Origin of the sequence: Micromonospora sp. NPDC049900, assembly GCF_044461025.1 — a bacterium.
In the GTDB taxonomy this organism is placed as follows: Bacteria; Actinomycetota; Actinomycetes; order Mycobacteriales; family Micromonosporaceae; genus Micromonospora.
Map to the genome: position 1 here is coordinate 1 of NZ_JBITKM010000023.1, position 21,796 is coordinate 21,796.

Below are 21,796 nucleotides of genomic sequence, written 5' to 3' on the forward strand. Positions count from 1 at the left end.
TCGGGCTGCTGATCTCAAGTCGGCTGCGGGAGCCTGACCGGCGGCGGCAGTGACGACCGGCGGCCCGCTGACGGGTCGCCGGTCGCTCGCGTCTGCGTCGACGTGCCGCTGCCCCACCTGGACCGCCTCTTCGACTACCTGGTCCCGGCGGACCTCGCCGACGACGCGGTCCCCGGCGCCCGGGTGAAGGTCCGCTTCGCCGGTCAACTCGTCGACGGCTGGGTGCTGGCGCGGGCCGACCGCTCCGACCACCCGAAGCCGCTGTACCTGACCAAGGTGGTCTCGCCGGTGCCGGTGCTGGCCCCCGAGGTGGCCCGGCTGGCCCGTGCCGTCGCCGACCGGTACGCCGGCAGCCTCGCCGACGTGCTGCGCCTCGCCGTGCCACCCCGCCACGCCCGGGTCGAGAAGGAGATCCTCACTCCGCCCGCCGAGCCAGCGACGGCTGCCGAGCCGCCTCCACCTGCCGAGACACCGACCGACGGTGTGGCGGCGACGGCCACCGAAGCGACCCGCGCCGCCGAGGCCTCCCCGGGCAAAGGAGCGCCCGACCCGGGCGGATGGCGGGACTACCCGGCCGGACCGGCGCTGCTGCGCGCCCTGGCCGAGGGGCGCTCTCCCCGGGCGGTGTGGTCGGCGTTGCCGGGGGAGGAGTGGGCCGCCCGCTACGCCACCGCCGTCGCCGCCACCGTGGCCTCCGGCCGAGGTGCGCTGGTGGTGGTCGCCGACGGCCGGGACCTGGACCGGCTCGACGCCGCGCTCACTGCCACGCTGGGCGTCGGGCGGCATGTGTGCCTGTCGGCCGCGTTGGGTCCGGCCCGTCGCTACCGGGCCTTCCTGACCGCCCGCCGGTCCGCCGCCCCGGTGGTGATCGGCACCCGCGCGGCCATGTTCGCCCCGGTGGCCCGGCTGGGCCTGGTCGCCGTCTGGGACGACGGCGACGACCTGCACGCCGAGCCTCGTGCGCCGTACCCGCACGCCCGGGAGGTGCTGCTCACCCGGGCCCAGCTCGACGACGCGGCGGCACTGGTGGGCGGCTTCGCGCGTACCGCCGAGGCGCAACTGCTGGTGGAGACCGGCTGGGCCCGGGAGGTCGTCGCGGACCGGGCGGTGTTGCGGGCGCGTACCCCGGCGGTGGCGCCGACCGGCGACGACCCGCAGTTGGCCCGCGATCCGGGCGCGGCGACCGCGCGGCTGCCGAGCCTGGCCTGGACGGCCGCCCGGGAGGCGTTGCGGGCGGATCTGCCGGTGCTGGTGCAGGTGCCCCGACGGGGCTATCTGCCCTCGGTGGCCTGCCAGGACTGCCGGACCCCGGCCCGCTGCCCGCACTGTGCCGGGCCGCTGGCGTTGGCCTCCGCCGGTCGGCCGCCGGCCTGCCGCTGGTGCGGCCGGGTCGCCGCCGCGTACGCCTGCCCGCACTGCGGGGGACGGCGCCTGCGCGCCTCGGTCACCGGTGCCCGGCGTACCGCCGAGGAGTTGGGTCGGGCCTTCCCGGGAGTGCCGGTACGCACGTCCGGGCGGGAGGAGGTGCTGGCCGACGTGCCCGGCGGCGCCGGGCTGGTGATCGCCACGCCGGGCGCCGAACCGGTGGCCGAGGGCGGCTACGGCGCGGTGCTGCTGCTGGACACCTGGGCCATGCTCACCCGGGCCGACCTGCGGGCGGGGGAGGAGGCGCTGCGGCGCTGGACGGCGGCGGCGGCGCTGGCCCGGCCGGCGGCGGCAGGCGGTCGGGTGGTGGTGGTCGCCGACGGCGGGCTCGCGCCGGTGCAGGCGCTGCTGCGCTGGGACCCGGGCTGGTTCGCCGCCCGGGAGTTGGCCGAACGGCGGGAGCTGGGGTTCCCACCCGCCGTGCGGATGGCCAGTGTGACCGGGCTGCCGGTGGCGGTGGCCGACCTGCTGGCCCAGGCGCGCCTGCCGGACGGGGCGGAGGTGCTCGGCCCGGTGCCGGCCGACGACGACCGGGAACGGATGCTGGTCCGGGTGCCCCGGGCACGGGCGGCGGCGATGGCCGAGGCGTTGCATACGGCGGCGGGGGTGCGGACCGCGCGCAAGGCCGCCGAGCCGGTACGCCTCCAGGTCGACCCGCTCGCGCTGTTCTGACGCCGCCCGATCACTCTACGTGACTGCCGGTCGCCGCATGTGATGTGCCCTTCGCGGTGGGTGTCGACGCGCCGTCCCCGAGTTGCGCGCGCGGGAGTCCCGTGGTCAAGGTGGTAGCATCGCCCGTCATGCCGGGGCGCACGACGAGTCCAGGTCGTGACGCGGCGTCAGGCACGTCGAGCCGGAGCGGTCGCGGTGGGCGTGGTGACGGCGGGACCGGGTCGGTCCGGCGCGATAACGATGACGATCCAGTACAGCCGGTGATCAGGGGTGGACCAGTCGTGACCGTTCGTCAGTCGATCGTCTTCAACGGTGACCTCGGCAGCGGTAAGAGCACCGTGTCGGTGGTGATCGCCGAGCGGCTCGGCCTGCGCCGGGTCAGCGTCGGTGACCTGTACCGGCAGATGGCCCAGGAGCGTCAGATGACCGCGCTCCAGCTCAACCTGCACGCCGAACTCGACCAGGCGGTCGACGGCTACGTCGACCAACTCCAGCGCGACATCGCCGCCTCCGGCGAGAGCCTGGTGATGGACTCCCGGCTGGCCTGGCACTTCTTCACCGACGCGCTCAAGGTGCACATGATCACCGAGCCGGGTGAGGCGGCCCGCCGGGTGCTGCTGCGGCCCTCCGGCCCGGCCGAGAGCTACACCTCCATGGAGGAGGCAAAGCTCAAGCTGCGGGAACGCAGCGAGAGCGAGCGCAACCGGTTCGTGGTCCGCTACGGCGTGGACAAGGCCCGGCTGCGCAACTACGACCTGGTCTGCGACACCACCCGGGCACCCGCCGACGAGGTGATCGAGCGGATCATCGACGCGTACGAGGGCCGACTCGCCCCGGCGGTGCTGCGCGCCGCGCCGCCGCTGCTGCTGCTGGACCCGGGCCGGGTCTATCCGACCGAGGAGGTCACGGAGCTGCGCGGGCTCTGGGACTCCACGGCCGTCGACGAGGTCGTCGCCGCCGGTGAGACCGCCCTGGAGCCGTTGGAGATCGGCTACACCGGTGAGTACTTCTTCGTGGTCAACGGGCACCGTCGGCTCAGCGCCGCGCTGCGCGGCGGGTTCCGGCTGGTGCCCGGCCGACTGGTCGCCGAGGTCGACGAGCCCGTGGTGGGCGGGATGAGTGCGATCGACTACTTCGCCGCGCAGGTCCGGCCCAGCCTGATCCACGACTGGGAGGCCGCCCACGACATCCACCTGCCGCTGCCGGAGCACGCGCTGCTCGGCGGGGACGCGGTGCTGGCGGGGGAGTCCGGCACCACGGTCTGAACCACCGCAGTGACGGCGCGGGCATGATGGAGCCTCCCGACCCCGAGGAGGCCGCCATGGACGCCGCCGGCACGCTCGCGCTACTCATGTCGCCCACCGGGCGGGTCGATCCCTATCCGACGTACGAGCGGATGCGCGCCTTCGGGCACGTCGTCCCGGCCGGTCCGGGCCTGTACGTGGTGACCGGGTACGCCGAGGCCGACGAACTGCTCCGGGACTCGCGGTTCCAGGTGCTCGACGGCGACCTGCGCGACCAGGTCCTGCCGCAGTGGCGGGAGAGTCCGGCGCTGTCGTCGATCGCCCGGTCGATGCTGCGGACCAACCCGCCGGACCACAGCCGGATGCGGCGGCTGGCGGCGGGCGCGTTCACCCCACGCCGGATCGCGGGTATGCGCGACGTGGTGGCCGCCCAGGCCGACGAGCTGATCACGGCGATGGCGACGGTCGGCCGGGACGGGGCAGCCGTCGACTTCATGGCCGAGTTCGCCTACCCGCTGCCGGTCGCGGTGATCTGCGAGCTGCTCGGCGTACCGGCCGCCGACCGCCCGCTGTTCCGGCGCTGGGCGGCGGACCTGACCGGGGTGCTGGAACCCGAGATCACCCCGGCCGAACTGGCCGTGGCCGACGCGGGCGCCACCGAACTGCGCGACTACTTCACCGCGCTGGTGGCGGCCCGCCGCCGGCAGCCGGCCGACGACCTGACCACCGCGCTGGTGCAGGCGCACGATGCCGGTGACCGGCTCTCCGGCGAGGAGCTGCTGGCCAACCTGGTGGTGCTGCTCGTGGCGGGCTTCGAGACCACCACCAACCTGCTCGGCAACGGTCTGGCGGTGCTGCTGGCGCACGAGCGGGAGGCCGAGGTGCTGCGCCGCCACCCGGAGCACGCCCCGGCCTACGTCGACGAGCTGCTCCGTTACGACTCGCCGGTGCAGTTGACCACCCGGACGAGCACCGCGACCGTCCGCCTCGGTGGCGTCGAGGTGCCTGCCGGAGGCTGGACGCTGGTGCTGCTCGGCGCGGCCAACCGCGACCCCCGGAGGTATCCGGACCCGGCGCGGTTCGACCCGTGGCGGGCACAGCTCGGCCCGCTCTCCTTCGGGGCCGGCCCGCACTACTGCCTCGGCGCCGGACTGGCCCGGCTGGAGGCGCAGGTGGCCTTCCCCGCCGTGCTGCGGCGGCTGCCCAAGCTGGCCCCCGCCGGCACGCCCCGGCACCGCACCCGGTTGACCCTGCGCGGGTACGACACCCTGCCGGTCACCGTCGCCTGAGCTGGCGCCGTACGCCGATCGTGGTGCGCCGACCGGTGCCTCCGCGGGCACTCCGTAGACTGGTACGGCACTCCCGTCCCACCGTTAAGGAGCCGACCCGCGTGACCGTTCAGCCCATCCGTCTGTTCGGGGACCCGGTGCTGCGCACGCCGGCCGATCCGGTGGTCGACTTCGACGTCGAGCTGCGTACGCTCATCGCCGACCTGACCGACACCATGCGTGAGCGCAACGGCGCCGGCCTCGCCGCCCCGCAGCTCGGGGTGGGCCTGCGGGTGTTCACCTTCGACGTCGACGACGTGCTCGGCCACCTGGTCAACCCGGTGCTGGAGTTCCCCGACGAGGAGGAGCAGGACGGCCCGGAGGGCTGCCTGTCCATCCCCGGTCTGTACTTCGACACCAAGCGGCGGCAGAACGTGATCGCCAAGGGCTTCAACGGGCACGGCGACCCGATGCAGATCGTCGGCACCGGTCTGATGTCGCGGTGCGTGCAGCACGAGACGGACCACCTGGACGGGGTGCTCTTCATCGACCGGCTCGACCAGGCCGGCCGCAAGGAGGCGATGAAGGCGATCCGGCAGGCCGAGTGGTACGACGCCGCCGCCCCGCCCACCGTCAAGCTGAGCCCGCACGGCGGCGGCAGCCCCTTCGGTCTGGGTCGGTGATCCGGTGCGCGTGATCTTCGCCGGTACGCCGGCCGTCGCCGTCCCCGCCCTGGCCGCCGTGGCCGCCTCGCGGCACGAGCTGGTGGCCGTGGTGACCCGCCCGGACGCCCCGGCCGGACGCGGTCGTGGCCTGCAACGCTCACCGGTCGGCGCCTGGGCCGACGAGCACGGCGTCGAGGTGCTGACCCCGGCCCGTCCCCGCGAGCCGGAGTTCCTGGACCGGCTCCGCGAGCTGGCCCCGGACTGCGTGCCGGTGGTCGCCTACGGCGCGCTGGTGCCTCCGGTGGCGCTGGAGATCCCCCGGCACGGCTGGGTGAACCTGCACTTCTCGCTGCTGCCGGCGTGGCGGGGCGCCGCGCCGGTGCAGCACGCCGTGCTGCACGGCGACGAGCTGACCGGCGCCAGCGTCTTCCAGTTGGAGGAGGGGCTGGACACCGGGCCGGTGTACGGCACCCTGACCGACGAGATCCGACCCGTCGACACCTCCGGCGACCTGTTGGAGCGGCTGGCCGACAGCGGCTCCGGGCTGCTGGTGGCGGTGCTGGACGCGCTGGAGGACGGCACCGCCCGGGCCGAGCCGCAGCCCGCCGACGGTGTCTCGCTGGCCCCGAAGCTGACCGTCGAGGACGCCCGGGTGCGCTGGGCCGATCCGGCCTTCGCGGTGGACCGCCGGATCCGCGCCTGCACCCCGGCCCCCGGCCCGTGGACGACCTTCCGGGACGAGCGGGTGAAGCTCGGTCCGGTCACCCCGGCACCCGACGGGCCCGATCTCAAGCCCGGTGAGCTGCTGGTGGAGAAGGCGCGGGTGCTGGCCGGCACGGCCACCGTCCCGGTCCGCCTCGGCGAGGTGCGGGCGGCGGGCAAGCGGGCCATGCCGGCGACCGACTGGGCACGGGGTGTCCGGGTCGCCACCGGGGAGGAGTTGGCGTGAGGGAGACCAGCACCCGTCGGGGGCCCGAGCGCCGAGGGCCCCGCAGCGGGCGCAACGCCGCGGACCGGCCCCGCCACGCCGCGTACGAGGCGGTCGCGGCGGTGCACCGGGACGACGCGTACGCCAACCTGGTGCTGCCGGCGATCCTGCGCGACGAGGGACTGATCGGTCGGGACGCCGCCTTCGCCACCGAGCTGACCTACGGCACGCTGCGGCACGTCGGCACGCTCGACGCGATCCTCACCGCCGCCGCCGGGCGGGACGTGCAGCGGATCGATCCGCCGGTGCGGGACGCGTTGCGGATCGGCGCCTACCAACTCCTGCACACCCGGGTGCCCGCGCACGCGGCGGTCTCGTCCACCGTCGACCTGGTCCGGGTGGTCGGTCCCGGGGCCACCGGCTTCGCCAACGCCGTGCTGCGCGAGGTCGCCGCACGCGACAGCGACGCCTGGGTGGCCCGGTTGGCGCCGCCGCTGGAGACCGACCCGATCGGTCACCTCGCCCTCGCCTACAGTCATCCACAGTGGATCGTCCGGGCGTTCTCCGAGGCGCTCGACGGCGATCTCGGCGAGACCACCCGACTGCTGATCGAGGACAACGAGCGTCCGCCGGTGCACCTGTGCGCGCGGCCCGGACTGGCCGACCCCGTCGACCTCGCCGACGAGGTCGGTGGCGCACCGGGTGCCTTCTCGCCGTACGCGGTCTATCTGGGCGGCGGTGCCCCCGGCGACCTGGCGGCGGTGGCCGACGGCCGGGCGCACGTCCAGGACGAGGGCTCCCAGTTGGTGGCCGACGCGTTGGCCGCCGCGCCGCTGGACGGGCCGGACGGCCGCTGGCTCGACCTGTGCGCCGGTCCCGGCGGCAAGTCGGGGCTGCTCGGCGCGATCGCCGCGCAGCGCAACGCGCGAGTGACCGCGGTGGAGGTGGCCGAGCACCGGGCCCGGCTGGTCGAGAACGCGACCCGAGGGCTGCCGGTGACCGTGCTGAACACCGACGGTCGGCTGGTGGGCAGCGAGCCGAAACTTGCGGAGGAGCACTTCGACCGGGTGCTGGTCGACGCGCCCTGCACCGGCCTGGGCTCGTTGCGCCGCCGTCCCGAGTCGCGCTGGCGACGCCAGCCCTCGGACCTGCCGGCCCTGACCCGGTTGCAGCGCGAGCTGCTCACCGCCGGGCTCCGGGCGGTCCGGCCGGGCGGCCTGGTGGCGTACGTGACCTGCTCGCCGCACGTGGTGGAGACACACGTGACGGTCACCGAGGCGGCCCGCCGCTGCGGGGCGCCGGTGGACTTCGTGGACGCCCGACCGCTGCTGCCGGCCGGCATGCCCGGCCTCGGTGACGGGCCGACCGTGCAGCTCTGGCCGCACCGGCACGGCACCGACGCGATGTTCCTGGCGCTGCTGCGCCGTACCTGAGCGCGCCGGGCCCGCCGGTCAGCCGATCGGCAGGGCTCGGCTGCCGCCGCCCTTGACCGACTTGGTCAGGGTGCGGTCGTTGAGCCACAGGAAGCACTGCACCCCACGCTCGCCGTTGCGCCACTCCGCTTCGGAGGGGTGGTAGTAGACCGTGCCGGCGCGGTACTGCATGTTGCCGTCGTCGGGCACCTTGGCGTACGTGGCGATCAGGCTGAGGCAGCCGCGGTGCGCCCGCGCGGTGTCCTTCTCGAACGCGGCGTAGCTCTTGGCCGGGGACTTCCACACCCCGACGAACTCGGCGTGGTGCCGGGCGCTGCACTTCACGGCGACCATCTCGGTGACCTCGTCGCCCTTGGTCTCGGCCCGGAAGCAGCGGTGCCGCAGCGGCGACGACCCGGCCAGCGTGCCCGCCAGGCTGGCGGTGCGGCGGACCGGGGTCGGGGTGTCCAGGGCATCCGTCTCGTGCGCGTCGCAGCGGAACCAGCGCGCCCCGCCGGTCCAGGCGCGGGGCGACGGGAGGACGACGGTCAGCCCGATCCGGGCGGTCCGCCAGTCGCCGCCCAGCACGCCGCGGACGGCCCGGTCGCACTCGCGGTACGCGGTCCGCATCGCGGTGCTGCCCTCCTCGGGCGGCGTCGTCCCACCCGCCTCGGTCAGCCGGCCCACGTGCAGCGTCTCGGCCCGGTGTGGCTGCGCGCAGTCCACCGGCGCGTACCCGCTGAGGTAGCCGACGTCCTGCGGCTGCGGGTGGCAGGTCTGCGCCGCCGGGGTGAAGACCTCCGGCGCGGCCATCACCGGCCAGTCGTCGACCAGGTCACCGTCGACGCCGGCCGGTCTGGTGCTGCACGCGGCCAGCGCCAGCGTCACCGCGCCCAGCGCGACTCCGATCCACCACCGTCGCATCCCCCGTCGACCTCCTGCCGCGCGTGACCGCGGACACGGCACGCCACGGTGCGGGAGCATACGGCACCGTGGTCAGGTGACGGGTAGTCCCTGTGGGCCGACGCCGCGCATCGAACCGGTCAGCTTGCGGTCGTCGCTCCACAGGAAACACCGCACCCCCCGGTCGCCCTCCTCCCACTCGCGTTGCGACGGCGGGTAGAAGATCGAGCCGGCCCGGTACGGCAGGTCGGCGTTGTTCGGCACGTCGGCGAAGGAGGCGATCAGCTCCATGCACCGCTGGTGCGCCTGGGCCGAGGAGGCGACGAACTTCTCCCAGCTCATGTCCTGCTCGACGTAGACACCGACGAACTCGGCGCGGTGCGGTTCGGTGCACAGCACCGGGGCCATGTAGTTGAGGTTGTCGCCGATCAGCTTCGGGTCGAAGCAGCGGTGCACCAGCGGCGAGTCGCCGATCAGGGCGCCGCGCAGGCTGCCGGTGCGGTTGACCGGGCGGGTGTTGTCGATGCTGTCGGTCTCGCTCAGGTCGCAGCGGAACCACCGGGCCCCGCTGTTCCAGGCGGAGACCGAGGGCAGCGCGATGTTCATCGTCAGCCGTGCGGTGTGCCAGTCGCCGCCGAGCACCAGGCGGGCCCGCTGGTCGCACTCGGCCCGCGCGGTCCGCAGCGCCGCCGAGCCCGGCTCCGGTCGCCGTCCCCGCGCCGCCGATCCGGTGAACGCACCGACGTGGACCGCCTCGGCGAGGTGGTTGCGGGCGCAGTCCACCGTCTCGTACGTGCTCGCCTGCACGATCGCGGTGATCCGGGGCAGGCAGGCGTCGGTGGCCGGGACGAACATCGTCGGCGCCCGCAGGGCGGGCCAACCGTTGGTGATGTCGCCGTCCGTGCCACCCGGCCGCACGCAGCCGCTGAGCACCATCGCAGCCGCGCCGGCCAGCGCCAGCGCCGCGAGCCACCGTCGCATCGTCCGCCCTTTCCGGGAACCGTCGCCCGGCTGTCGGATCCCGTGCCCACCGGCCTGCACGTTACCGTCACCGTCCCCGATGGAGTGTTGCCGCGATTCGGACTAATGGCCAGTCGAGTCCCCGCTTCGTCCGGTTCCACTAGTCCGAAGGGGGTCATTCTGCACCAATGGTCACGCCCGAGTCACCGGGCGTCCCCGTTGGTGGCGCGCTGCCGCGACCGCCGGCCGCGTTCGTACACTGGCCCAGTGACCGTACCGCCGCCGATCGTCGCGCCCAGTATCCTCGCCGCCGATTTCGCCCGTCTCGCCGAAGAGGTCCGCGCCGTCGAGGACGCCGCGGACTGGTTGCACGTCGACGTGATGGACAACCACTTCGTGCCGAACCTGACGATCGGGCTGCCCGTGGTGCAGAGCCTGCGGGCCGCCACCCGGCTGCCCTTCGACGTGCACCTGATGATCGAGGACCCGCAGCGGTGGGCCCCCGGCTACGCCGACGCCGGCGCGTACAACGTGACCTTCCACGCCGAGGCGTGCGACGACCCGGCGGCCCTGGCCAAGGACCTGCGCGCCGCCGGTGCCAAAGCCGGGCTGGCGATCGACCGGGACACCCCGATCGAGCCGTATCTCGACCTGCTGCCGAGCTTCGACACGCTGCTGGTGATGACCATCAAGGCCGGCTTCGGGGGACAGCGGTTCCTGCCGCAGTTGCTGGAGAAGGTCCGGCTCGCGCGGCGGCACGTGGACGCCGGCCATCTCGAACTGCGGATCGAGGTGGACGGGGGGATCGCCGCCGACACCATCGAGCAGGCCGCCGCGGCCGGTGCCGACGCCTTCGTCGCGGGCACCGCGGTCTACGGCGCCGTCGACCCGGCCGAGGCGGTACGCCGACTGCGCGCCCTCGCGGAGCGCGCGGCGCCCGGGGCCTGAGGTGGAGCCGGCCGGGGAACACAAGGACGTGATCCTGGTCGTCGACGACGACCGGGACATCGCCCGTTTCGTCGAGGTGAACCTGCGCCTGCACGGCTTCGAGGTGGTGCTCGCCGGTGACGGTCAGGAGGCGCTCGAGGTGATCGAGCGGCAGCGGCCCGACCTGGCCGTGGTGGACCTGATGATGCCCCGGGTGGACGGGCTGGAGCTGACCCGCCGGTTGCGCGCCGACCCGATGACCGCCGCCCTGCCGGTGATCATGCTGACCGCCAAGGGGATGACCGTGGACAAGGTCCACGGGCTCAGCGCCGGGGCCGACGACTACCTGGTCAAGCCGTTCGACACCGCCGAGCTGGTGGCCCGGGTCAGTTCCACGCTGCGGCGCAACAAGGAGTTCCGCGAGGTCTCCCCGCTGACCGGGCTGCCCGGCAACAGCCGCATCCGGCGGGAGATCGCCGACCGGATCCGGGTCGGCTCGGACTACGCCGTCGGCTACATCGACATCGACCGGTTCAAGAGCGTCAACGACCGGTACGGCTTCTCCCGGGGCGACGGGTTCATCTCCGCGTTGGCCCGCAGCCTGCACCGGGCGGTGGTCTCGGTCGCGTTGCCCCCGGCCTTCCTCGGGCACGTCGGCGGCGACGACTTCGTCTTCGTCTGCACCCCGGAGCAGGTTCTGCCGCTCACCTCCCGGGTGTCGGCGGACTTCGAGAAGGCCGCCGACGCGCTCTACGACCCGACCGACCGGGAACGCGGCTACGTGGAGCTGAAGGACCGACGCGGCAACGTCCGCCGGGCCGCGCTGGTCACGCTCTCCATCGGGGTCTCCGTCTCGGACCGGGACAAACGCCTCACCGACCCCCTGGAGGCGATGACCATCGCCTCGGAGATGAAGACCGTGGCCAAGAGCCAACCCGGCTCGTACGTGGCGGTGGACCGCCGTCGGGGCGTCGCCGATCCCGGTCACCGACATGTGAAGTAGCTCGCCGGGGTGGCGCAGAACCCGCCCGAGCGTGTAAGACTTCCCTCAGTACCCACCACGCGCTGGCGGGACTCGGTGAGATTCCGAACCGGCGGTGATCCACGGTCCGACCGTGGTAAGCCCGCGACCCGGGAGCGGTTCGTCCGCCCGGTGGACCTGGTGAGAATCCGGGGCCGACGGTTGGGGGCGGCAGGTCCGCACCCAGACAGTCCGGATGGGAGACAGCGCGCGGGACGGCACGGGCGTGTGGTTCGCCGGGTTCCCGGCGTGTTCACCGTCTGCCGGGGGCGGCTGTGCCGTACCCGGACGTGCGCCGCCTGCTCGCGAGTCGATCTTCCTGCCCGCGCGAGCAGAGCGAGAGGGCAGGGCCAGGTGATGGCGAGCGTCTCCGTCGACGAGGCGATGCGTCGTGCGATCGAGCTCGCGGCGCGCGGGCTCGGCACGACCAGTCCGAACCCGGTCGTCGGCTGTGTCCTGCTCGACGCCGACGGCGAGGTGGTCGGCGAGGGCTTCCACGCGTACGCCGGCGGTCCGCACGCCGAGATCGTCGCGTTGGCGCAGGCCGGGCGGCGGGCCAAGGGCGGCACCGCGGTCGTCACCCTGGAACCCTGTGACCACACCGGCCGCACCGGCCCCTGTAGCGCCGCCCTGGTCCAGGCCGGGGTCGCCCGGGTGGTGATCGCGGTACCGGACCCCAACCCGGTCGCCACCGGCGGCGCGGCCACCCTGCGGGCCGCCGGGGTCCGGGTCGACCTGGGGGTACGCGGCACCGAGGCGGAGAACGGCAACATCGCCTGGCTGACCGCCATGCGCCGGGGCCTGCCCTACGTGATCTGGAAGTATGCCGCGACGCTCGACGGCCGCTCCGCGGCGGCCGACGGCACCAGCATGTGGATCACCTCCGAGGCGGCCCGGATGGACGTGCACGCGTTGCGCGCCACCGTCGACGCGGTGGTCGTCGGCGTCGGCACCGTGCTCGCCGACGACCCCCGGCTCACCGTCCGCAACCTGCGCGACGGCACCCTCGCCATCCGACAGCCGCTGCGGGTGGTGGTGGACTCGTCGGGGCGTACCCCGGCCGACGCCACGGTCCGCGACGGCGCGGCCCGGACCTGGATCGCCACCACCGCCGAGGTGGGCGCCGGCCCGGACGGCCGCGTGGACCTGTTCGCGCTGATGGCCGCGCTGCACGGACGCGGGGTACGCGCCGTGCTGCTGGAGGGCGGCCCGCGACTGGCCGGGGCGTTCCTCGCCGCCGGCCTGGTCGACCGGGTCGTCGGCTACCTCGCGCCCCGGCTGCTCGGCGCCGGACCCGCCGCCCTGGTCGACGCCGGGGTGAGCACCATCGCCGAGGCCATCGACCTGGAACTCACCGACGTTACGCAGATCGGTCCCGACCTGCGGATCACCGCGCTGCCCCGAAAGAGGGAGGGCTAGGCATGTTCACCGGCATCGTCGAGGAACTGGGCGAGGTCGTCGGGATCACCCCGACGGCACAGGACTCGGCCACGGTCGCCGTACGCGGCCCACTGGTCACCTCCGACGCCCGACACGGCGACTCGATCGCGGTCAACGGCGTCTGCCTGACCGTGGTGGAGGTCGACGGCGGGGTGTTCACCGCCGACGTGATGGGCGAGACGCTGCGGCGCACGGCGTTGGGCGCGCTGCGCGCCGGTGACCCGGTCAACCTGGAACGCGCCGCCGCACTCAACAGCCGCCTCGGCGGTCACCTGGTGCAGGGGCACGTCGACGGGGTGGGCGAGGTGCTCTCCCGGGAAGCGGCGCCGCGCTGGGAGACGGTCCGGTTCCGGTTGCCCGCCACGCTCTCCAGGTATGTGGTGGAGAAGGGGTCGATCACCGTGGACGGGGTGTCGCTGACCGTGGCCGAGGTCGGTGCCGACTGGTTCTCCGTCGGCCTGATCCCCACCACGCTGTCGCTGACCACGCTCGGCGGCCGGACCGTCGGCGACCCGGTCAACCTGGAGACCGACGTCCTGGCCAAGTACGTCGAGCGCCTGCTCGCCGCCAAGGAGGTGACGGCATGAGCGAGCGTCAGCGAGCGAATCATCGGTGCGGTGTGGCGCTGCCTCATGGCGGCACGGAGCGGAGCGGAGTGACGGCATGACCTTCGACAGTGTGGAGGACGCGCTGGCGGAGATCGCCGCCGGCCGACCGGTCGTCGTGGTCGACGACGCCGACCGGGAGAACGAGGGCGACCTGATCTTCGCCGCCGAACTGGCCACCCCGGAGCTGCTCGCGTTCACCGTGCGGCACACCTCCGGCTTCATCTGCGTACCGCTCACCGAGGACGAGTGCGACCGGCTCGACCTGCCGCCCATGCACCACACCAACCAGGACCGGCGGCAGACCGCGTACACGGTGACCGTGGACGCCCGCGAGGGCGTGAGCACCGGCATCTCCGCCGCCGACCGGGCGCACACCATCCGGCTGCTCGCCGACCCGGCCACCGACCCGACCGACCTGGCCCGACCCGGGCACGTGGTGCCGCTGCGGGCCCGCACCGGCGGGGTGCTGCGTCGGCCGGGGCACACCGAGGCGGCCGTGGACCTGACCCGGCTGGCCGGGCTGCGTCCGGCCGGTGTGCTCTGCGAGCTGGTCAACGACGACGGCACCATGATGCGGCTGCCGGACCTGGAGAAGTTCCGCGCCGAGCACTCGCTGGCCCTGATCACCATCGCCGACCTGATCGCCTACCGGCGGCGTACCGAGAAGCAGGTGGAACTGGTCGCCGACGCGCGGATGCCCACCGAGCACGGGGTGTTCCGGGCGTTGGGCTACCGCAGCGAGTACGACACGGCCGAGCACGTGGCGCTGGTGATCGGCGACATCGGCGACGGGCGCGACGTGCTGGTGCGGGTGCACTCCGAGTGCCTGACCGGCGACGTCTTCGCCTCGGTGCGCTGCGACTGCGGGCCGCAGCTCAACGCCGCGCTGGAGCGGGTCGCCCGGGAGGGCCGGGGCGTGGTCCTCTACGTCCGTGGTCACGAGGGGCGCGGCATCGGCCTGTTGCACAAGCTCCAGGCGTACCAGTTGCAGGACCAGGGCCGGGACACCGTCGACGCGAACCTGGACCTGGGCCTGCCGGCCGACGCCCGGGACTACGGCACCGGCGCGCAGATCCTCTACGACCTCGGGGTCCGCACGATGCGGCTGCTGACCAACAACCCGGCCAAGCGGGCTGGACTGGAGGGCTACGGGCTCACCGTGACCGGCCGCGAGGGCCTGCCGGTGCGCCCGCACCCGGAGAACGTGCGCTACCTGCGCACCAAGCGGGACCGGATGGGGCACCTGCTGGACCTGGACGAGGTGTCGGAGGCCCCGATGGGCCGCCCGGTCGCCGGCAAAGAGATCGGAGCGTAGGCGAGATGGCGGGTTTCGGCGAGCCGGGCACGACCCCGGTCGACGCGTCCGGGATGACCGTGGGAGTGGTCGCCGCACGGTGGCACGGTGAGCTGACCGACCACATGCTGGAGCGGGCGGTCGCCGCCGCGCAGGCGTGCGGCGCGCGGGCCGTGACGGCCCGGGTGGCCGGCTCGGTGGAGCTGCCGGTGGTGGCGCAGGCGTTGGCCCGCCGCTGCGACGTGGTGGTGGCGCTCGGCGTGGTGATCCGTGGCGCGACCGCGCACTTCGACTACGTCTGCCGCTCGGTCACCGACGGGCTGACCCGGATCGCGCTGGACGAGGGCAAACCGGTGGCGCACGGTGTGCTCACCGTCGACACCATCGAGCAGGCCCGCGACCGGGCCGGTCTGCCCGGCTCCGCCGAGGACAAGGGCTGGGCGGCCACCGTCGCCGCGCTCGACGCGGCGCTGGCCGTCCGGCAGGTCGCCACCGTCGGCAACCAACGCGTCGGCTTCGGCGTCTGACCCGCCCGGCACCCCTCCGGCGACGGAGGGGTGTACGCGGGCAGTGGAGAAGTGCGAGCCGCCGCTTCAATTGATCAATGAATCGGTGGAGGATGTCGGTGGGAACTGCTTCCTCCTCTCTTTCGTGAGTACCTACGCGGATCGGAACGTGGCCTTTCGAGATCGGCCAGCAGAGGCGAATTGTCTCAGGGTGAAGTGGCGGATCCCGACGCCAAGTCCTAGGACAGGTCCGGACGACAAGGGGACCGGGATATGCCTCCGCGCGCGAGCACGATTGTGGATCCGCGTTTCGCCGTTGAACTGCGGCGGCTACGTGAGGACCGAGGGCTGTCCCTGCGACAGTTGGCCGCCGTTGTCAACCACGGCAAGAGCCTGATTCACCAGTTCGAGTCGGGGCAGACCAAACCCACGGTGGAGATCGCGGCCCGGCTGGACCGCGCGCTCCAGGCGCAGGGAGCATTGGCCGGAATGGTGTCGACGGCTCCGGAAGTGGGGGAGCGGCTGGCATTTGCGGCGCTGCGGCCCCACTGCGTCGATTCCGCTGCGGTCAACGCTCTCGGCAATCTCCTCGCGGGTTACCGCCGCCTGGAGGACGCCATCGGGTCCGGACCCGTGATGGGAGCGGTCCGTGTGCAACTCGACACGGTGGTGTCCCTGCTGCGCGACGCACCTGTGGGGGCGAGAGCCGAGATGGTGGACATGGCTGCTCAGTGGGCACAGTTCGCGGGATGGCTGGGTATCGCCCGAGGGGACGCGCGTGCGGCGACTAGCTGGCACGCGCGGGCTCTGCAATGGGCGAACGAGGCCGGCAACAAGAATCTAGTCGCCACTGTGCTGTCGTTTCAGGGCCACCAAGCGGAGTGGCAGGGTGACCTGCCGGCAATGGTCGGACTGTCCCGCGCCGCTCGACGGGACGACAGCGTCGATGCCGCGCTGCGTGCCTACTGCGCAGGTCAGGAGGCTAGAGGATTGGCTATGGCGGGCGCGGCTGCCGCGGAAGTGAGTAGCTGTCTGGCCGAGGCGTCCGAGTTGGCAGACCAGGCTGCGGAGGGGCCGTTGTCCCCGTGGGGCTACTGGTACACGCCGTCGTTCTTCGCCGTGCAGCACGGCATCGCGTGGCGCTACCTCGGCGCGACCGACAGCCGTGCGAACGACCGGGCGCTGGAACTGCTGATGGCGGGTGTCGCAGGGGTGAGCGAGGAGGCGGCCGGAGCGGATTGGCACGGGCGCAACCTCGTGCACCTTGCCATCGCGCAGGGGCAGGCTGGCGACCTGACAGTGGCCGGCGAGACGTTGGCAGCGGCGGATCAGATAGCCGTTGCCTCCGCGTCTCGACGGCTGACCAACGAGGTCATTGCGGCTGTCCGCCAACTCGCCCTGTCCGGCATGCCGTAGCGGACGAGGCGACTCGCTCGACTTGCTCTCTGTGATCCCAGGATGATCGAGGGTGACGGCGGCAGGGTTCATCCTCCATCGTCTTGTCGCCGCGCCCTCGTCGAAGGGTCGGGAAAATGGGCAGCAGAGACCATCAGGCATCAGCGAGCCGTGGCGAACAGATCGAGGCGGCCGAGCGGGAGGCCGCAAAGCAGCGGATTCTCGATCTCGCCGAGGCGGAGCGGATACCGGCCGAGGAGACGACCCGCGCGCGTCGGGTCGGCCGGGGTCGTCGTGCGGAGTGAGGTGCCGATAGGGCGTCGGATGGCGCAGTGGCGGGTACGGCGGCGGATGACCCAGCAGATGCTGGCCGATCGGCTGGGAAAGTCGAAGAGTTGGGTCGACAAGGTGGAGCGAGGTGCCCGTGCTCTCGACCGGTACCCCCTGATCGAGGAGATCGCGCGGGTCCTGCGGGTTGATCCAGCAGTGCTGCTTGGTCGCAACGTCGACGGGCTCTCATCGACGGTCAGCGACAGGGCCGACGGGTTGGACAAGGTCTATGCCGTCATCGCCTGCCATGACGTGTTCCGGCCCAGCCCTTCGAGTCGGTCGGGGAGTGTCGAAGAGGTTCGGCGACAGGTCACGCATGCCTGGTTGACCTATCACCATGCTCATTACCCGCAGGTGTTGCGGACACTTCCGGAGCTGTTGGTGTCCGTGCAGCACACACATCGGTCCGATGTCCGGGCAGGAGTCGAACTCCTGGTGCAGGCGTACCGGATCACCTCGTTGGTGTCGGTGAAGATCGGCGAGGTCGCTCTGGCATGGCTGGTGGCAGACTGGGCAGTGACCGTCGCGAACCTCGATCCGTTGCTGGCGGCAACCGCTGCGATCCCACTCGGTCAAGCCTTGCGGGCCGCAGGCCGGAATCAGCTTGCGATGACGGCAACGATCGCTGCGGCACGCTGTGTCGACCAGAGGCAGGCGGGAGCGGGAGATCTGTCCGTGCGGGGCACGCTGTTGCTGCAAGCCGCGATGGCTGCTGCCGCCGCCTCGGACACGTCTGGTGCGGTGGCGTCGATCGAGCAGGCTGCTGGAATCGCCAACCGGATCAGAGACGGGGGTGCGGATTGCCACGTCACCTTCGGGATGACGGCAGTGGAGATGGCCCGGGTGGTCGTGGCGACTGAACTTGGCGATATCGGCGACGCTCTGTTTCGGCACGAGAACATCCTGCGACGGGGGTTGCTGCGGCGGTTGCCCGGGGAGTATCAGGCGGCCTACCTCCTCGACGCCACGCGGGCGTACCTCCAAGCGGGTGACCTGCGGGGGGCCGGCCGCACGCTGGTCGAGGCGCATCGGACGGCACCGGCAGAGGTCCGGTGCCGTCCGCTGGCTCGTACGCTGATCGCCGAGATCGCCCGGGGCTCACCAGCAGCGGCCGACGTCGCGCGACTGGCGACGCTTGTCGGCGTGACGCGACGAACGCCGTGAATCGGGACCCGGCCCTCGCAGAGACCAGCCGTCGCCTGATCGCCGGGGACCGTGTCCGGGTCCCCGGCGTCGGCGGCTCAGGCTTCGTCCTCCTCCGGGTCGAACTGCTCCCGGACGGCCTCCTCGACCGTCCGCGCGCCGAGCGTGGTGACCACCTGGTTGCGGACCGTGCAGCCGGCCCAGTAGGCCCCGGTGGGCTGCGAGCCCGAGATGCTCATGTAGTCGCCGTCCCACTTCGCGACGTCCTTGTTCACGGATTCGAGGTCGGCCTCGCTGATGAGGACGTGCGGGATTCCCTGCTTGCTGATGTACATGAAGTCGGTCGGCATGTAGATCGTCACGTCGTTCACCCCGGCGGCGGCCAGCAGGTTACCCAGCGTGGCGACGTCGTGCCCGGTGTGGCAGACGAGGAACCAGAGCGTACGGCCGCTGATGCCGGCGGGGGTGAACTTCGCCGTGACGTCCTGCACGAACTCGTCCAGCCAGCGCCCGCCGACCCAGGGCCGCTCCTCGTGGTGCCGGTCGTCGAGCGCGTAGCCGGAGTGGGCGAGGACCAGCACCGGCTCGCCGGGCGCGAGCGGGGGCGCGAGCCGGGTCCGCATCTCGGCGATCTTGCTGTTCAGCACGGATCGGCCGGTGTGTACCGCGACCGCCTCGTTGCCCCGCAGGCGCTTGAGGTCGGCCGCGAACTCGCGGCTCAGCTTGCTCTCGCTTTCGATGATCCAGATCACCAGGAGGTCTCCCGTCGGTGAGGCGTGTCGCCCCAGGATGGGGCACCCTCGGTGACCGTCCTGTCCGCGATCCGTTACCGATCAGTCGGGTACCGGTCGTGAGTGGCCATCGCCTCCTGCCGGTCGGCCTCCTCGCGCAGGATGGCGCAGTGCAGCCACGCCTCCGGGATGGCGAAGCCGTCGACCAGCGTGCGCATCTGCGGGCGCAGCTCCTTGAGCAGGCTGTTCACCACGGCGGTGATCGCCTTGGCGCGGGCCGGGGTGAGCCGGCCGTGCTCCAGGAACCATCCCTTGTGGGCCTCGATGACGCTGAGCGCGTACAGGTCGCAGACGCGGGAGAGCAGGGCCGCGACGGCCGGGTCGGTGGTGCGTTCGATGCCGGCGACGAACGCTTCCAGCGTCACCCGGTCGATGTGCGCGGAGGCGACGGTGAGGACGTGGTCCTGCACGTCGTTGAAGATGTCGAAGGGTCGGTCCCGCTTGGTGTTCGCGCCGTTGCGCAGCCGCCGGACGGCACCGTCGAGCAGGTGCCTCTCGCGGTCCTCGAATACGCTGAGCTGCCAGCCCCGGTCGGTGACGGCGACCTCCTCGCCCCGACCGGGTACGGCGCTGACGAGCCGTTCGATGAGCGCCCGCGCGGCCGTACGCTCCAACACCATCTCGCGGACCTGCTCGGCGACGAAGGACGCCCGCCCCCAGCCGTCCAGCGAACCGAACTCGTCCTTGTAGCCGGTGAGCAGCCCCTTGGCCACCAGTTGCAGCAGGACCGTGTTGTCGCCCTCGAAGGTGGTGAACACGTCGGTGTCGGCCTTGAGGCTGGGCAGCCGGTTCTCGGCCAGGTAGCCGGCACCGCCGCACGCCTCGCGGCAGGTCTGGATGGTCCGGGTCGCGTGCCAGGTCTGCGCGGCCTTGAGGCCGGCGGCCCGCGACTCCAGCTCCCGTTGCCGGTGCTCGTCGACCGGCTCGTCGCCGCCCTGCACCTCGTGGATCGCGGCGACCAGCTCGGCCTGGGCGAAGTGCAGCGCGTACGTGGTGGCCAGGGCGGGCAGCAGCTTGCGCTGGTGGGCCAGGTAGTCGTTGAGCAGCACCTCACGGTCGGCGTCGGGCGCGCCGAACTGGCGGCGCACGTCGCCGTAGCGGACCGCGATGGTCAGCGCCGACTTGGTCGCCGCCGCCGCCGCGCCACCCACGCTGACCCGGCCCCGGACCAGGGTGCCGAGCATGGTGAAGAAGCGCCGGGAGTCGTCGGCGATCGGGCTGGCGTAGGTGCCGTCCGCGGCGACCTGGCCGTAGCGGTCCAGCAGCATGTCGCGGGGCACGCGGACGTGGTCGAAGCTGAGCCGCCCGTTGTCCACGCCGAGCAGCCCGGCCTTGGGACCGGCGTCGCCGATGGTCACGCCGGGCATCGGGGTGCCGTCCGCGTCGCGGATCGGCACCAACCAGGCGTGGACGCCGTGCCGCTGCCCGCCGGTCACGAGCTGCGCGAAGACCACCGCCATGCGACCGTCCCGGGCGGCGTTGCCGATGTAGTCCTTGCGGGCGGCCTGATGGGGGGTGTGCAGGTCGAAGGTCTGCGTCTGCGGGTCGTACGTGCAGGTGGTGCGGAGTTGCTGGACGTCCGAGCCGTGCCCGGTCTCGGTCATCGCGAAGCAGCCGAGCAGATCGCCCGCGACGATGTCGCGCAGGTACGCGTCGTGGTGCCGACGGGTGCCGAGCGCCAGGACCGCCCCGCCGAACAGGCCCCACTGCACGCCCGCCTTGACCATCAGCGAGAGGTCGACCTGCGCCAGCATCTCGCTGGCCACGATCGAGGCACCGACGTCGGCACGGCCGCCGTACTCGGTGGGGAAGGACGCCGCCATGCCCAGCTCGGCGGGGAGCTCGGTGAGCAGTCGACTGATCCGCTCCCGGGCCTGGTGGCCGCTCTCCCCGTAGACGGGGAGGAAACGGTCGTCGAGTTTGTCCCGGTGCGCGTCGCGGACCTCGGCCCACGGCCCGTCGAGGACCTTCCGCAGGTGGGCGACGTCGACCGGGTCGGATGCGGAACGGGGCACGGCTACCTCAACAGACGTCGTCATGGTCGGTTTGTACCCAATCAAGGGTACAAACCTGCCGGTCAGCGACGGTGACCGTCGTCACGATCGCCCCCCACCGCACCCGGTAGGCGACCGGCCTCGATGATCCGGGCCAGGAACTGCCGGGTACGCGGCTGCGTGGGCGCGCCGAACACCTGGGCCGGCGGGCCGGACTCGACCACCCGGCCGCCGTCGAGGAAGCAGACCTGGTCGGCCACGTCCCGGGCGAAGCCCATCTCGTGGGTGGCCAGCACCATGGTCATGCCGTCGGCCTTGAGGTCACGGATCATCGTGAGCACCTCGCCGACCAGCTCCGGGTCGAGCGCCGAGGTGACCTCGTCGAGCAGCAGCAGCCGGGGCGAGTTGGCCAGCGCCCGCACGATCGCCACCCGCTGCTGCTGGCCGCCGGAGAGCCGATCCGGGTACGCGTCGGCCCGGTCCGCGAGCCCCACCCGGTCCAACAGCTCCCGGGCGTGCGCCTCGGCGTCGGCCCGGGACCGCCCGTGCACTCGACGCGGAGCCAGCGTCACGTTGTCCAGCACGCTCAGATGCGGGAAGAGGTTGTACGCCTGGAAGACCATGCCGATGCGGCGGCGTACCCGGTCCGGGTCCACGCCGGGGGCGGTGATCTCCTCGCCGTCCAGCTCGATCGTCCCGTCGTGCAGCTCCTCCAGCAGGTTGACGCAGCGCAGCAGCGTCGACTTGCCGGAGCCGGAGGCCCCGATCAACGCCACCACCCGGTGCTCGGCCACGGTCAGGTCGAGCGAGTCCAGCACCACCCGGCCACCGAACTCCTTGCGCAGCCCCCGACACCGCAACACGTCCACG

The 21,796-nt window shown here is 72.7% G+C and carries 19 protein-coding genes and 1 pseudogene; 15 read left to right on the forward strand and 5 right to left on the reverse strand.

What is annotated here, in order from left to right:
- Positions 1-102 precede the first annotated feature (102 nt).
- The 6 genes and pseudogenes from ACIBMZ_RS28615 (at position 103) to ACIBMZ_RS28640 (ending at position 7,635) form a co-directional block, all read left to right on the forward strand.
- Entirely contained in the window at positions 103-2,097 is a 1,995-nt protein-coding gene (locus ACIBMZ_RS28615) for a primosomal protein N' (protein WP_396699090.1), read from the forward strand.
- 281 nt (positions 2,098-2,378) lie between these two features.
- A complete protein-coding gene (locus tag ACIBMZ_RS28620; RefSeq protein WP_396699092.1) occupies positions 2,379-3,362 on the forward strand; it encodes an AAA family ATPase in 984 nt (327 codons plus the stop codon).
- Positions 3,363-3,418: 56 nt separating this feature from the next.
- Positions 3,419-4,688, forward strand: a pseudogene (locus ACIBMZ_RS28625) (cytochrome P450).
- Positions 4,689-4,731: 43 nt separating this feature from the next.
- Positions 4,732-5,292, forward strand: coding sequence for a peptide deformylase (gene def, locus ACIBMZ_RS28630; protein WP_396699094.1), 561 nt, complete (start codon positions 4,732-4,734; stop codon positions 5,290-5,292).
- Between the two features lie 4 nt (positions 5,293-5,296).
- Positions 5,297-6,223 carry a methionyl-tRNA formyltransferase gene (fmt, locus tag ACIBMZ_RS28635; RefSeq protein WP_396699096.1) on the forward strand — a complete coding sequence of 309 codons (927 nt, stop codon included), beginning with the start codon at positions 5,297-5,299 and terminating at the stop codon, positions 6,221-6,223.
- On the forward strand, positions 6,178-7,635 hold the full coding sequence (locus tag ACIBMZ_RS28640; RefSeq protein ID WP_396699186.1) for an RsmB/NOP family class I SAM-dependent RNA methyltransferase: 1,458 nt from the start codon (positions 6,178-6,180) through the stop codon (positions 7,633-7,635). Before fmt ends, ACIBMZ_RS28640 begins: the two co-directional genes overlap by 46 nt.
- 18 nt (positions 7,636-7,653) lie before the next feature.
- On the opposite strand, the gene ACIBMZ_RS28645 is transcribed toward ACIBMZ_RS28640, so the two are convergent.
- The gene (locus ACIBMZ_RS28645) at positions 7,654-8,538 is read right to left on the reverse strand and encodes a septum formation family protein (RefSeq protein ID WP_396699098.1); all 885 of its coding nucleotides are present in this window, start codon (positions 8,536-8,538) and stop codon (positions 7,654-7,656) included.
- Between the two features lie 72 nt (positions 8,539-8,610).
- Positions 8,611-9,498, reverse strand: a complete 888-nt coding sequence (locus ACIBMZ_RS28650) for a septum formation family protein (protein ID WP_396699100.1) — start codon at positions 9,496-9,498, stop codon at positions 8,611-8,613.
- A 246-nt stretch (positions 9,499-9,744) separates the two neighbouring features.
- Here ACIBMZ_RS28650 and rpe point away from each other — a divergent pair, with 246 nt between their 5' ends.
- From rpe to ACIBMZ_RS28695, 9 genes are all read left to right on the forward strand, one after another.
- The gene (rpe, locus tag ACIBMZ_RS28655; RefSeq protein WP_396699102.1) at positions 9,745-10,425 is read left to right on the forward strand and encodes a ribulose-phosphate 3-epimerase; all 681 of its coding nucleotides are present in this window, start codon (positions 9,745-9,747) and stop codon (positions 10,423-10,425) included.
- A 1-nt stretch (position 10,426) separates the two neighbouring features.
- Positions 10,427-11,407 carry a response regulator gene (locus ACIBMZ_RS28660; protein WP_396699104.1) on the forward strand — a complete coding sequence of 327 codons (981 nt, stop codon included), beginning with the start codon at positions 10,427-10,429 and terminating at the stop codon, positions 11,405-11,407.
- Between the two features lie 375 nt (positions 11,408-11,782).
- Positions 11,783-12,844 carry a bifunctional diaminohydroxyphosphoribosylaminopyrimidine deaminase/5-amino-6-(5-phosphoribosylamino)uracil reductase RibD gene (gene ribD, locus ACIBMZ_RS28665; RefSeq protein WP_396699106.1) on the forward strand — a complete coding sequence of 354 codons (1,062 nt, stop codon included), beginning with the start codon at positions 11,783-11,785 and terminating at the stop codon, positions 12,842-12,844.
- Between the two features lie 2 nt (positions 12,845-12,846).
- Positions 12,847-13,452, forward strand: coding sequence for a riboflavin synthase (locus tag ACIBMZ_RS28670; RefSeq protein ID WP_396699108.1), 606 nt, complete (start codon positions 12,847-12,849; stop codon positions 13,450-13,452).
- A gap of 76 nt (positions 13,453-13,528) precedes the next feature.
- Positions 13,529-14,788 carry a bifunctional 3,4-dihydroxy-2-butanone-4-phosphate synthase/GTP cyclohydrolase II gene (locus ACIBMZ_RS28675; RefSeq protein WP_396699110.1) on the forward strand — a complete coding sequence of 420 codons (1,260 nt, stop codon included), beginning with the start codon at positions 13,529-13,531 and terminating at the stop codon, positions 14,786-14,788.
- A gap of 5 nt (positions 14,789-14,793) precedes the next feature.
- On the forward strand, positions 14,794-15,294 hold the full coding sequence (gene ribH / locus ACIBMZ_RS28680; RefSeq protein ID WP_396699112.1) for a 6,7-dimethyl-8-ribityllumazine synthase: 501 nt from the start codon (positions 14,794-14,796) through the stop codon (positions 15,292-15,294).
- Between the two features lie 252 nt (positions 15,295-15,546).
- Positions 15,547-16,689 carry a multiprotein-bridging factor 1 family protein gene (locus ACIBMZ_RS28685; RefSeq protein ID WP_396699114.1) on the forward strand — a complete coding sequence of 381 codons (1,143 nt, stop codon included), beginning with the start codon at positions 15,547-15,549 and terminating at the stop codon, positions 16,687-16,689.
- Positions 16,690-16,805: 116 nt separating this feature from the next.
- A complete protein-coding gene (locus ACIBMZ_RS28690; RefSeq protein ID WP_396699116.1) occupies positions 16,806-16,973 on the forward strand; it encodes a hypothetical protein in 168 nt (55 codons plus the stop codon).
- A gap of 19 nt (positions 16,974-16,992) precedes the next feature.
- Positions 16,993-18,162 (forward strand): helix-turn-helix domain-containing protein, encoded by a 1,170-nt coding sequence (locus ACIBMZ_RS28695; RefSeq protein ID WP_396699118.1) that lies wholly within the window; start codon positions 16,993-16,995, stop codon positions 18,160-18,162.
- A 77-nt stretch (positions 18,163-18,239) separates the two neighbouring features.
- Here the strand turns inward: ACIBMZ_RS28695 and ACIBMZ_RS28700 are convergent, their stop codons facing one another.
- The 3 genes from ACIBMZ_RS28700 to ACIBMZ_RS28710 form a co-directional block, all read right to left on the reverse strand.
- Positions 18,240-18,893, reverse strand: coding sequence for a hypothetical protein (locus ACIBMZ_RS28700; RefSeq protein ID WP_396699120.1), 654 nt, complete (start codon positions 18,891-18,893; stop codon positions 18,240-18,242).
- A gap of 74 nt (positions 18,894-18,967) precedes the next feature.
- Positions 18,968-20,971, reverse strand: a complete 2,004-nt coding sequence (locus ACIBMZ_RS28705) for an acyl-CoA dehydrogenase (protein WP_396699122.1) — start codon at positions 20,969-20,971, stop codon at positions 18,968-18,970.
- Between the two features lie 38 nt (positions 20,972-21,009).
- Positions 21,010-21,795, reverse strand: a complete 786-nt coding sequence (locus tag ACIBMZ_RS28710; RefSeq protein WP_396699124.1) for an amino acid ABC transporter ATP-binding protein — start codon at positions 21,793-21,795, stop codon at positions 21,010-21,012.
- Between the last annotated feature and the right edge of the window lies 1 nt (position 21,796).